9 protein-coding genes are annotated in these 12540 nt (G+C 72.2%); 4 read left to right on the plus strand and 5 right to left on the minus strand.

What is annotated here, in order from left to right:
* Positions 1-37: 37 nt before the first annotated feature.
* Both ACFYXK_RS08020 and ACFYXK_RS08025 read left to right on the plus strand, forming a co-directional pair.
* Positions 38-1054 carry a hypothetical protein gene (locus tag ACFYXK_RS08020; protein ID WP_389410319.1) on the plus strand — a complete coding sequence of 339 codons (1017 nt, stop codon included), beginning with the start codon at positions 38-40 and terminating at the stop codon, positions 1052-1054.
* Between the two features lie 19 nt (positions 1055-1073).
* Positions 1074-1817 carry a hypothetical protein gene (locus ACFYXK_RS08025; RefSeq protein WP_389410320.1) on the plus strand — a complete coding sequence of 248 codons (744 nt, stop codon included), beginning with the start codon at positions 1074-1076 and terminating at the stop codon, positions 1815-1817.
* A 27-nt stretch (positions 1818-1844) separates the two neighbouring features.
* Here the strand turns inward: ACFYXK_RS08025 and ACFYXK_RS08030 are convergent, their stop codons facing one another.
* Positions 1845-6077: a trypsin-like peptidase domain-containing protein gene (locus ACFYXK_RS08030; RefSeq protein ID WP_389410321.1), complete on the minus strand. Its 4233-nt coding sequence runs from the start codon at positions 6075-6077 to the stop codon at positions 1845-1847.
* 416 nt (positions 6078-6493) lie between these two features.
* Here ACFYXK_RS08030 and ACFYXK_RS08035 point away from each other — a divergent pair, with 416 nt between their 5' ends.
* Positions 6494-7927 carry a beta-propeller fold lactonase family protein gene (locus ACFYXK_RS08035; protein ID WP_389410322.1) on the plus strand — a complete coding sequence of 478 codons (1434 nt, stop codon included), beginning with the start codon at positions 6494-6496 and terminating at the stop codon, positions 7925-7927.
* 110 nt (positions 7928-8037) lie between these two features.
* On the opposite strand, the gene msrB is transcribed toward ACFYXK_RS08035, so the two are convergent.
* From msrB to ACFYXK_RS08055, 4 genes are all read right to left on the minus strand, one after another.
* Positions 8038-8445 (minus strand): peptide-methionine (R)-S-oxide reductase MsrB, encoded by a 408-nt coding sequence (gene msrB, locus ACFYXK_RS08040; RefSeq protein ID WP_383508971.1) that lies wholly within the window; start codon positions 8443-8445, stop codon positions 8038-8040.
* A gap of 22 nt (positions 8446-8467) precedes the next feature.
* Positions 8468-9865 (minus strand): UDP-N-acetylmuramate--L-alanine ligase, encoded by a 1398-nt coding sequence (gene murC / locus ACFYXK_RS08045; RefSeq protein ID WP_389410323.1) that lies wholly within the window; start codon positions 9863-9865, stop codon positions 8468-8470.
* Positions 9866-9947: 82 nt separating this feature from the next.
* Positions 9948-10415 (minus strand): indole-3-glycerol phosphate synthase, encoded by a 468-nt coding sequence (locus ACFYXK_RS08050; protein WP_389410324.1) that lies wholly within the window; start codon positions 10413-10415, stop codon positions 9948-9950.
* A 149-nt stretch (positions 10416-10564) separates the two neighbouring features.
* On the minus strand, positions 10565-11374 hold the full coding sequence (locus tag ACFYXK_RS08055; RefSeq protein WP_389410325.1) for a pyrimidine reductase family protein: 810 nt from the start codon (positions 11372-11374) through the stop codon (positions 10565-10567).
* Positions 11375-11458: 84 nt separating this feature from the next.
* On the opposite strand from ACFYXK_RS08055, the gene zapE reads away from it, so the two are divergent.
* Positions 11459-12523, plus strand: coding sequence for a cell division protein ZapE (gene zapE, locus ACFYXK_RS08060; protein ID WP_389410551.1), 1065 nt, complete (start codon positions 11459-11461; stop codon positions 12521-12523).
* The last annotated feature ends 17 nt before the right edge of the window (positions 12524-12540 follow it).

Here is a 12540-nt window from a genome sequence, read left to right on the forward strand (position 1 = left end):
CGGTCAACGCTGCGACAGCCGACGGGGGTTGAGGACTTTGGCTGGTATCGGCGGCGAATTCCGCCACTGGGTGGAGCGGGCTGCGCTGGCGTTGATGGCCACGTCGGGCGTGGTGGTCCTGCTGGCGGATCTCTTCGGCTGGCTCGACGCACTGGCTCCGGGAGGCGCCCTCCCGAAGGTGACACTGCTCATCCTGAGCACGGTCACGGTGTTCCTCCTGCTGGAGCTCGACCGCCTGAAGAAACTCGACACCGTTCAGCAGAAGGTGGACGACCTGGGCCCCGACGTGACGCGGACGGTCACCGCCCTGGAGAGCGGCGTCGGGGCGAAGTTCACCGCCCTGGAGAGCGGCGTCGAGACCAAGTTCACGGCCCTGGAGACCAGCGTCGGCACGCAGATCACGACCCTGACGGCGAACGTCGAGGCACACCTGTCCAAACTGGACATCGACGCCATCGCCCAGCGCCTCAAGCGGCAGCACTACGGCGGCGTGGTCGGGGTGCACAGCCGCTTCCCCGAAGACGTGTTCACCGGGTTCCTCGAGCGCGCCGCGGAGGAGCTGGTGATCCTGCAGACCTGGATCCCCAACCTGCACCACCTCAAGGCCGCCCTGCGCAAGGCGCTCGTCGATCAGCAGGTCAGCGTGCGCATCCTGCTGCTGCACCCCTCGTCGCCGGTGGCGGGACTGCGCGACGAGGCCCTGCGGGCCGTGCGGGACCCCGCGCTCGCGGTCAACGTGAGGGCCAGCGTCGAATCCTGCCTCGCGGGACTCGCCGAGCTGAACGGGGACATCCCCGCCGAGAGCCGGGCGCGCCTGAAGGTGCGGCTCTACAACTCCCTGCCCTCCATCGCCGTGTTCAAGGTCGACCAGCACTTGCTGGTCAGCTCGTTCCTGCACGGCCAGCTCGCCATCGATTCCACTCAGATCGAGATCGACGGCGGCGACACCGTCATGGGCGAAGAGGTCCAGCAGGAGCTGCGCACGCTGTGGAGCATCGGCAAGGACGTAGACCTCCTCGACTGGCGCGCGTCGGTGGCAAGCATCAGCCTGTGATCCACGGAAAGGTACGGCCATGCACGATCTGCACGATCTGGACCGGTTCGAGGACGCTCTCATCGAGCGGTTCAAGGAACATCCGGTCCTGGCGAACGTCGCCGGGCTCCCGGACGAGGACTTCGCCGAGCTCCTGCTCCAGCGGCGCTTCGTCTCGCTCGCCTTCACCCCCTCCTACGACCTCGCGATCGACCTGCTGCGCGACGAGGCGGGGCTGCGGATCGCCCGGGTCATCCTGCGCGAGGAGTATCCGGACGGCGACGGCCGGACGCCCTCGCACCGGGAGGACATGACGCAGGACATGAGCCGGCTGGGGATCTCCCGCTCCGCCCTGGTGGCCTCGCGGCCCACGGCCGGGACGCGGCGGGCCATCGAGGACACCCTGGAGCTGATCGCCGACGCGGGCGGCCACGCGAACGCCGACCTGCGGCTGCTGACGGTCCTGCGGTTCTGGGGCGAGGTGCTGGTCTCCGTCGAGTACGGCCGGCTGTGGGAGCGGATGGCCCCCCTGCTGACCGACGACGGCAGGAACCGCTCCCGCTTCTACCACCCGCACCACGTCCACGACGCGAAGACGCACTCCCTGGCGACGGTCTCCCTGCTGTCGGGCTCCCATTCCGACCGCCTGGCCGCGCGGGTGACCGAACTCCTCGCCCAGGAGGAGTCGACCGACTGCTTCAGGGAGCTGGAGGAGCGCGCCCTCGACCTCAAGACCCGCTTCTACGACCAGTTCCTCCCCGCCGTGGACCGCGTGGCCGTCTGACCGGGGACCCCCGCGCGGCCGCCCCGGCTACCGCCCCGCGCAGACGGGCCGGGTCGGCACGTGGACGGGCAGGGTCCGTCGCTCCTCGGCGCTGAACTCCCGGCGGCCGATGACCCGGCACAGTTCGCGCTGCCAGAGGGCGGGGTCGAGGCGCAGCGGGCCGCCGTTGCCCTTGGGGTCGAGGTAGATCACCGTTTTGCCGTCGTCCGAGAGATCCATGAACTCGTACCCGCCCCGGCCGCCGAAGCGGTCTTTGGTCTGGCCGAAGTCGTAGGATTCCAGAGAGGCCTGGGACCCGATCCGGAAGGTGCGAATGGTGCTGTTGGCGGCCAGCACGTAGCGGCCGTCGCTGTCGACGAACCCTGCGACGTACTGCGTGCCGGCGGAGTTCCCGACGCTGGGCAGCGGTCCCAGCTCCCTGCGCAGCGGGTCCCTTCGCCACAGCTCGATGATCCCGCCGCTCCTCATCATTGCGAAGTAGCGTCCGCTGGGCTCGAACTGGACGCCGATCGCGTCCTCGGCGACCTGAACCGTCGCGACCGTGCGGCCCGTGGTGACGTCGACGATGCGCACGGTCGGATCGCCGGGGACGAGCACGAACACCTGGTTCGCGACCGGGTAGGGGACGACGCTCACGGCAGGCGCCGTGTTCGCAGCGCCGCTCCCGGGGAGCAGGTCCCTGGCATCGAAGTGCGCGAGCTCCTTGCCCGTCTCCGGGTCCCACTGCTGCACCTTCGTGCCCGCGTAGGTCACCAGCTTCCCGTCCCGGTGGAAGTAGTATCCGAACGCGTCGTCGGACGGTGGCATCGCGGTGGATATCCGGACCGTCTGCCGCAGGGTGGACACCTCGCGGACGGAGACCGTGTTCTTCCCGTCCCGGTCGGCGAAGAGCCTGCCGTCCCGGCGCAGCGGAATTCTGGGGTTCTTGGGTTCGAAGTACGGCTGCGGCCGCGGCGCCTCGGCGAGCAGCCGGTCGTCGTCCACCGCCGCGGGCCTCAGCTGCAGAGAGGCGCCGCCCTTGAGCAGGGTGATCGTCCTGCTGCCGTCGGGGGTCAGCCGCTGCTCGCTCACCTCGAGCCTTTGCGGAGCGGGCCAGATCCGGGTGTGGGTGATCCACGGGGTGCCGGTGCTCATCGTCGCGAGGTACAGCTTTCCCTCCCGGGACACCAGGTGCAGGGAGTTGGAACTGGTCCCGTCGCGGGCCGTCGCGCGGGCGATCTCCTTGTGCTCGTCCAGGTCGACCAGGACCAGGCCGTCGCTGTTCTTGAGGGCGACCCTGCGCCCGGTCCCGTCGGCGACCCCGTCGGGGCACAAGCTCTCCGAGGGGTACTGGCCGCCCTCCTGACCGCCGTCGGAGAGCCGGATCCGGCTGAAGACGGAGCCGTCACCCTGCTTCCGGCAGATGATGACCCTGGTCCGGTCGCCGGAGGGCGCGAACTCGTAGGCCTCGCCCACCACGTCACGGGGCGGGCCGCCGGCCGGGTCGAGGGCGACGAGGCGATGCCCCTGGTCCAGGTCCTCGCCACGCCAGAGTCCCGCCAGCAGGGTCCGGTTGTCCGGCGCGAACCACAGGCTGCCGTTCGGCCGGCCGGGCAGCGCCACCGATCCGCCCTGCGCGCCCGTGTCCAGGTCCCACCAGACCAGGCTGTTTTCCGTCGTCACGGCGACCCGGCGGCCGTCGGCCGACATCGCCATCCCCCGCGCCGGGTCTCCGAATTGCTGCGCCCCCGCCACCTTGGGCAGCCGGTGCACCGGACCGATGACCCGGTCCCCGTCGGCGTGCACCTCGAACCAGCCGCCGCTTCCGTCGTCGGCGACGAACGCGGCCCGGCTGCCGTCCGGCGAGACCAGCGCGGTGACCACCTGCTTCGCGTCGAGCAGTTCGCTGCGCACCGTGCCCGAGACGGCGTGCACGATGACCACGGCGCGGCCCACGGCCGACCGCGCGAACACCACCTCGCCGTCCCGGCTGGTGTCGAACTGCCGGATCTCTCCTGACGGTCCGGACAGCACGCGGTCCGCGTCCGCGTACGTCAGGTACTGGCGCAGCAGCTGGTTGCGCGCCTCCTCCGTCGGCGCGGTGTCGTACGCCGCGATCGCCAGCATGACGCCCCGGACCGGGTCGTTGACCGCCTCGTCCTGCGCGACCTGCGCCAGGGCGCGGGAGCCGGCCAGCGCCTCGCGCTTGCGGCTCTGGTCGCTGGCGTACGCGAACATCCCCCCGAGGACCAGGGCCAGCGCCAGGACGATCACGCCGCCGGAGAAGAGGGTCCGGCGGATGCGGGAGCGGGAGCGGTGGTGGGTGCGGCCCCGCTCCAGGTAGTCGCGCTCCGTATCGGTCAGTTCGGCGCCGCGTGCGTCCAGCCATTGCCGGGCTCCGGCCAGCGCGGAGGCGGACGGCAGGAGCTCGGGGGCACGGCCGCCGGACTCCCAGCGGTCCATGTCGTGCCCCAGGGACTCCCGCCAGTCGAGGAAGGACCGGTCCGCCGCCGCCCACCCCGCCAGTCTCGTCCAGCCGGTGATCAGTGCCTCGTGGGCGAGTTCGACGGTCTCGGTGCCCTCGGCATCGGTGCCGGCGACCAGCAGCCGGGTGGCCGCGAGGGCCTGGGCGATCCGCGCTTCGTCGTCGCCGAGCTCGCGGCGTGCCGCGGTGCGGCGGGTCGCGGCCGCCGAGCCGATCGGTACCCGGATCAGCCGGGTGAACAGCGTCCGGGCCGCCGCGGTGTCCGCCTCCGGTACGTACTCGGCCCACATCTCCTCGGCGTAGGCGGACAGGGCGCCGGTGACACCGCCGAGGGCCCCGTAAGCCGCGTGGGTCAGCAGTCCGCCGCTCTGGCGCTGCCACAGCTGGTCGAGGGTGAAACCGAGCAGGGGCAGGGCCCCGTGCCCGGTGCCGGTGTCGGCGAGGATGCGGTCGGCGAGGTCCGCCTCGTACCGGACGCCGGGGACGGCGGCGACGGGAGCGGTCACGGCCTCGTGGAGCTGCCGGGGTCCGAGCGGGCCCAGGTAGCGGATGCCGTTGCGGAGCACCTCCCCCAGGCTCGGGTGGTCGAGTGCGGCCTCCAGGAAGTCCGCGCGCAGGGTGGTCAGCACGCGGACGTCCGACGGCAGCGCGTCGTGGTAGAGCACGGCGGCCAGCTGGTCCACGGCCGCCGCGCCGCGTGCGAGCAGTTCCTCGAACTGGTCGACCACGACGAGCAGCCGTCGGCCGGGCCGCCCGGCCGTCAGCCCGGCCGCGATGTCCGCCAGGCCGCCGTCGGCCAGCACCCCGGCCACGGCGGGCAGCCGGGTGAGGCGCCCGGTCTCGGACAGGCCGGGCTCCAGCAGGGGCAGCAGCGCGGCGGCGAAGGCGGTCAGCGGGGTGCTGCCGGATCCGGGGCGCAGGACGACGACCGCGTCGCCGGCCGCCCGCCGGCGCGGCACCACCCCGGCCAGGGCCAGTGAGGACTTGCCCGAGCCGGAGGGCCCGACGACGGTGACCCACCGCCGGACGGTGAGTTCCGCGGCCAGGTCCCGGCTCTCGGGCCCCCTGCCGTGGAAGACGGCGGCGTCGGACTCCTGGAAGGCGGCGAGGCTGCGGAACGGTGAGGGCGGCAGGGCCAGCTCGCTCAGTCCGGGCCAGGCGGCCAGCAGACCGGTGGTGGGGATCAGATAGCTCACCCGGGGCTCTCCGGCCTCGGCCTGCACCATCATGCCGATCACGCCCCCGAGCCGGTCGTCCCACACCGGGCTGCCGCTGAATCCCCGGGTGACCCGATACCCCTCCTTGGACGCGGGATCGGCCTGGATCCATCCGGTGGCCTGTCCTTCCCGCAGGACGGCGGAATGCCAGACCCCGCCCGGGCGGCCCGCCGGGAAGCCGAAGGCCCGCACCGGGTCGTCCCACAGGTCCTCGTGCTGCGTCTCGACCAGCCTGACGGGCCGGCCCCCGGGCAGCGGAGCGCTCAGCCTCAGCACTGCCAGGTCGCCGGCGCCGGACTGCTGCGGCGGCACCCAGTTCGCGACGCTCGCCGTCACGCCGCGCTGCCCGCCGGGGAGCAGCGGCAGGTCGACGTGGAGGCGGGCCGAGGCGGGCGGCTCGGCGCCGTGCGGAGTGCTGAGCGCGGCCGAGACCACATGAGCGCAGGTGAGGGCGAGTCCGGGAGAGACGAGGAAGCCCAGGCCGACGGGCTCGCCCCGGGCGTCGCGGATCCGCAGCAGGGCCGCATCGAGGGCCTTGGGCCCGGGCCTCGCCCCGGCTAACGGGGCCGAGTCGCTCACGGCGCGGGCTCCACGACGGACACCGGCAACTCCACGAGGTACGCCATGTCTCCCCCTCCGGGGCACCCGGCCCCGCCGCCACGCGCCTTCGCCCACCCGCCGGATCTGACAGGTGCACGTCTGACAGGTGATCAGAAAGTACCGCCTCTCCCGGTGCCGCGCAGGGTTTCCACCGGATCACCACCACCGGAAGCCGCCGCCCGCCCCGACCCGCGGTCGGGGCGGGCGCGTGTCCCCTCCATGCCAAATATGATGAACTGTCATAATCCGTCCCGTTCTGTCATCCCGTCGGGAGGATTGCTGTGACCGTCTGTCAAACCGTGAGGGGGGTGGGCGCGCAGGAGGCCCTCCTGTCGTCGGCGCCGCCCGGTCTTCGAGTGCGTCGCTCGTGGTGGAGTGGGTTGCTGCGGGCGCTGGTGGCAGGTCTCGTCCTCGCGGCCGGCCCGGCCCTGCCCATGGTGGCCCCGCAGCCCGCCCAGGCCGTGCCGCCCGGCACCTACGCCTACGTCGCCAACTTCATCGATGACACGGTGTCGGTGATCGACACGGCGACGAACACGGTGGCGGTCACGGTTCACGTCGGCAATGCGCCGTGGGAAGTGGCGGTGTCGCCGAACGGCACCCGCGCCTACGTCACCAACCGCGCCGATGGCACGGTGTCCGTGATCGGCACCGCGACCGACACGGTCGTCGCCACCGTCCCCGTCGGCCTTGAGCCCCTGGGGGTGGCGGTGTCGCCGGACGGCACCCGCGCCTACGTCACCAACTTCGGCGCCAACACCGTGTCCGTGATCAACACGAACACCAACACGGTCGTCACCACCATCCCCGTCGGCGCTGCTCCCATCGGGGTGGCGGTGTCGCCGAACGGCACCCGTGCCTACGTCACCAACGCCAACGCCGACACGGTGTCCGTGATCGACACCGCCACCAGCACCGTCGTCGCCACCATCCCCGTCGGCGGCTTCCCGTTCGGGGTGGCGGTGTCGCCGGACAGCACCCGCGCCTACGTCACCGATTCCGACGACGACACGGCGTCCGTGATCGACACCGCCACCAACACCGTCGTGGCCACCGTCCCCGTCGGCGATGTGCCCCAGGGGGTGGCGGTGTCGCGGGACGGCACCCGCGCCTACGTCATCAACGCCAACGCCGACACGGTGTCCGTGATCGAGACCGTCACCAACACGGTCGTCGCCACCATCCCGGTCGGCGATGCGCCTCGAGAGGTGGCGGTGTCGCCGAACGGCACCCGCGCCTACGTCACCAACGCCAACGCCGACACGGTGTCCGTGATCGAGACCGTCACCAACACGGTCGTCGCCACCATCCCCGTCGGCGACCTCCCGTTCGGGGTGGCGATCGGGGTCGTGCCCCGGCCGGCGCCGGCGTTGACGCTGGTCAAACTCACCGCCGGCGGGACGTTCACCCGGGGCGGGCAGGGCACCTACACCCTCACCGTCACCAACACCGGCGACCTGCCCACCGACGGCAGCACCGTCACCCTCACCGACGCCCTCCCCACCGGCCTGACCCCGGTCGGCTTCTCCGGCACCGGATGGACCTGCACCCTCACCCCGCTGTCCTGCACCCGCAGCGACGTCCTCGCCCCCGGCGCCGGCTACCCGCCCCTCACCCTCACCGTCCGGATCGCCGCCAACGCGCCGAAGCAGGTCACCAACACCGCCACCGTCACCGGCGGCGGCGCCAGCGGCACCGGCATCGCCACCGCAACCACCACCGTCGACAGGAAGCAGCAGCCCAAGCCCCCGCACCACGACCGCCCAGGCCACTACTGGCCGGGGCACGGAAAGCCAGGCCACTACTGGCCCAACCCCGGCCCCCGGTAACCGCACACCGGCATGACGAACACCCCGGCGCCGGCCGCCCTCGGACCGCCGGCGCCGGGGCATCCCGTGACCGTCACGCGAGCCCCGAATCAAGCATCAGCGTCGGTGCGTCAGCTCTCGTCGGGGGTCAGCCGCAGCGAGATGGAGTTGATGCAGTAGCGCTGGTCGGTGGGCGTGGGGTAGCCCTCGCCCTCGAAGACGTGGCCCAGGTGGGAGCCGCACTTCGCGCAGAGCACCTCGGTGCGGACCATCCCGTGCGAGACGTCCGCCTTCAGCTCGACGGCGTCGGTGTCCTTCGGGTCGAAGAAGGACGGCCAGCCGCAGTGCGACTCGAACTTCTCCGTGGAGCGGAAGAGCTCGGCGCCGCAGCCGCGACACGAGTAGACGCCGGCCGTCTTGGTGTCGGTGTACTCACCGCGGAACGCCGGCTCCGTGCCGGCCAGGCGCAGCACCTGGTACTCGGACGGCGTCAGCTCCGCCTGCCACTGCTCGTCCGTCTTCTCGACCTCGTACGACATGACTCTCCCGCTCCCTCGTCACTCAGTCCGTCAGCCGGGCGAGGATCGCCGGACCCAGGTCCGTGACGTCGCCCGCGCCCATGGTGAGAACGAGATCACCGGGCTTGGCCATTCCCGCGATGACGTCGGCGACGGCCGCCTTGTCGTGCTCGGCGGTGACGTCGGCGCCCGCGGTACGGGCCGCCGCGATGATGATCTCGCTGGTGATGCCGGGGATCGGGTCCTCACGGGCCGGGTAGATGTCCAGGACCACGGCGGAGTCGGCGAGGGCGAGGGCCTGGCCCATCTCCTTGCCCAGCTCCTGGGTGCGGGAGAAGAGGTGGGGCTGGAAGACGACCAGGATCCGGGAGTCCCCGGCGGCGCCCCGGATGGCCTCCAGGTCGGCGGTCATCTCGGTCGGGTGGTGCGCGTAGGAGTCGATGACCTGCACGCCCGCGGCCTCGCCCTTGAGCTGGAGGCGGCGCTTGACGCCGGTGTACTTGCCGAGGGCGGAGGCCAGGTTGTGCGCCGGGATGCCGAGGGCGACACCGGCGGCGAGGGCCGCGACGGCGTTGTGCGCGTAGTGGCGCCCGGGCACGGAGACGGTGAAGGTGAGCATCCGGCCGTCGATGACCACGGTGACCTCGCTGGTCAGACCACGCGGGGTGATCTTCGTGATCCGGACGTCGGCGCCCTCTTCCTCACCGTAGGTGACGACGTTGAGGCCCTCGGTGGCGCGGACCCGGCCGGCGATCTCGGCGGCGCCCGCCTGGCCGTGGGCGACGACCAGGGTGCCACCGGGCACGATCTTGCCGACGAAGGTCTCGAAGGACTCGTAGATCTCGTCCATCGAGGCGTAGTTCGCGTGGTGGTCGAGCTCCGCGTTGAGGATGATCGCGACCTGCGGGGTGTACTTGTGGAAGCTGCGGTCGCTCTCGTCCGCCTCCGCCACGAAGATGTCGCCCCCGCCGTGGTGGGCGTTGGAGCCGGGGGCGTCCAGGTCCCCGCCGATGGCGTACGAGGGGTCCAGGCCCAGGGCCGACAGGGACACCGCCAGCATCGAGGTGGTGGTGGTCTTGCCGTGCGTACCGGCGACCGCGATCGGCCGCAGGCCGTCCATCAGGCCCGCCAGGGCGTCGGAGCGGTGCACGACGGGGACGCCGAGCTCGGCGGCGCGGGCCAGCTCCGGGTTGTCGGCGCGGATGGCGCTGGAGACGACGACGCAGGTGGCGTCGTCGGCGAGGTGGCCGGCCGCGTGCCCGATGTGGACCGTGGCGCCGTGGGCGCGCAGCGCCCGGGCCGTGTCGGAGTCCTTGGCGTCACTGCCGGCGACCTGCGCGCCGCGCTGGGCCAGGATCTTCGCGATGCCGGACATCCCGGCGCCGCCGATGCCGATGAAGTGCGGGCGTTCCATGGCGTTCGGCAGGCCGGGCGGCGTCATACGGGATCTCCCCAAGGTGCGGGTCGGTACGTCGGGGGTCTCGGCGGTGCGGACCGTCCCGGCGCGTGTGTCGGACGCCAGCCTATTCGTTGTGGGCGAAGAGCTTGAGCACCGGAACCCCGACCTTGTGGCGCGCGCGGGAGGCCCAGTCCCGGTGGAAGAACTCCTCGACGAAGTGCGGGGCGGTCAGGACGATCACCTCGTCGGCGTTCGACTCCTCCACGACGGCCTTCAGCTTGTCGAGCGGATGGTCCTCGATGATCTGCCCGGTGGCCTTGGCCCCCTTCTTGCGCAAGGCCTCCAGGGAGATCACGAGGGCCTGCTCGGCCGGGCCGCGGGCGGCGTGGCCCTCGGGTACGTCGGCTTCGCGCAGCGCCTCCGGGAGCTCGCCGAGCGCCACGTCGTCGATGGCGCGCAGCAGCCGGTCCTGGTCTCCCCTGGGCTGCATGAGGACGAGGAAGGAGACCGGGTCGTCCCCGTGCAGGCTGGTGACGAAGTCCACGTCGAAGCCGGTCAGCGGCTGCTCGATCATCAAAACGCTCGTGAACACGGACGCCCTCTCCTTCATGGGCCGAGGCCGGTCGGCCGGCCCCTGCGGAAACCATCCTGCCCCGCTCTCACACGGGACCTTGCGGGGATATCTCTGCCCAGGTATGTGCCCGGCGGAAGCAAAGCGGAACAACAAATTCCGCCCCTTGTTCAGATCCGACGGTAGCTCGTGAAGAGGAACCCGGCCTCCTCCAGTACGGAGGCGGGCGCCAGCCGGTGCGGCACGGCCACCGAGGGCCCTCCGGAGATCCTCTGGGCCGCGCCCGCCGCCAGCATCGGCGAGATCGTCAGGCACAGCTCGTCCAGCGCGTCGGCGGCCACGAACTGCCCCAGCAGCCGGGGCCCGCCCTCGGTGAGCTGGCGGCGCAGCCCCCGGTCCGCGAGCTCCTGCACCACCCGGGCCGGATCCGCACCGGCCCCGCTGCCGGCCACCACGACCTCGGCCCCGGCCTTGGCGGCCGCGGCCACCCGGTCGGCGGGCGCGGTCGCCCCGGTCACCACGAGGGTGGGCACCAGGGGGGAGGTGAAGAGGGGGAGCGAGAAGTCCAGGTCGAGGCTGGCCGTGACCACCGCGATGGCGGCCGCGGGACCCTGCCCGGCGGCCGCGCGCCGGGCCGCGAAGGCCTCCCGGGCCCGGGCCGGGCGGTAGCCCTCCTGGCGAACCGTTTCGGCGCCGACGACCACCACATCGGCCAGTGCCCGCAGGGTGCCGAAGATCCGCATGTCGGTCTCGCCGGAGATCGGCTGGGAGCGCCCGTCGTGCTGGGCCGCGCCGTCCAGGGTGGAGACCATGTTGGCCCGCAGCCAGTGGCCGTCCGGGCCGAGCTCCGGGTACGCGTACGCATCCGCCAGCTCGTCCAGCGACCACTCCCGGTCACCGCGGTCCGCGGGGGCCGGTGTCCGAGCGGCCGGCGTCTGATCGGCTGGTGTCTGATCGGTCACAGGGAACAGGCGTCGCATCGGTGCAGTGTGCCACGCCCCGTAGAGTTAAGAGCTGTGTCAACATCACTCTCCACCTCCGGATCCACCTACGGGCGACCCCCGATAGCCGGCCCGGCCGACGTCGGCCCGCAGGCCCTGTGCGCCCGCGAGCCGCGGGTGCCCGCCGAACGGCTGGTGGCCGAGATGGTGCCGCCGCCCCGCTTCGACTCGGTGCGCTTCGACACGTACAACCCGGACCCCGGTCAGCCGAGCCAGTCCGAGGCCGTCACCGTGCTCAGCGGCTTCGCCGCCGGGCTGGGCGGAGCCCACGCGAGCGGAGGCGGCAAGCGCCGCTGGTTCGCGAAGAAGGCCCCGGCCGCCACCGCCCCGCGCGGGGTCTACCTCGACGGCGGCTACGGCGTCGGCAAGACCCACCTGCTGGCCTCCCTGTGGCACGCCACCCCGGCCGAGCCCGCGCTGAAGGCCTTCGGCACCTTCGTGGAGCTGACCAACCTGGTCGGCGCGCTCGGGTTCCAGCAGACTGTCCAGACCCTGGGCGGCCACCGCCTCCTGTGCATCGACGAGTTCGAACTGGACGACCCGGGCGACACCGTCCTCGTCTCCTCGCTGCTCAGCCGCCTCGTCGAGCAGGGCGTGGCGCTCGCCGCCACGTCCAACACCCTGCCCGGCAAGCTCGGCGAGGGCCGGTTCGCCGCCGCGGACTTCCTGCGGGAGATCCAGGGGCTGTCCGCTCACTTCCGCCCCCTGCGCATCGACGGCCAGGACTACCGCCACCGCGGCCTGCCGGAGGCGCCGGCGCCGTTCTCGGACGAGCAGGTCACCAAGGCCGCGTACGCGACCGAGGGCGCGAGCCTGGACGACTTCCCGGGCCTCCTCGAACACCTGGCCCGGGTCCACCCCAGCCGGTACGGCGCCCTCACGGACGGCATAGCGGCGGTCTGCCTGACCGACGTCGGACCGGTCCCGGACCAGTCGACTGCGCTGCGCCTCGTGGTCCTGGCGGACCGGCTGTACGACCGCGAGATACCGGTCCTGGCATCGGGCGTCCCCTTCGACAAGCTCTTCAGTGAAGAAATGCTGAACGGCGGCTACCGCAAGAAGTACTTCCGGGCCATCTCGAGGCTCACCGCACTGGCGCGCGACGCGAAACCCCTGGTGTCCCAGTAGGTTTGGAGGCGCCGGCC

The sequence above is a fragment of the Streptomyces sp. NPDC002209 genome, assembly GCF_042890265.1.
GTDB lineage: Bacteria > Actinomycetota > Actinomycetes > Streptomycetales > Streptomycetaceae > Streptomyces.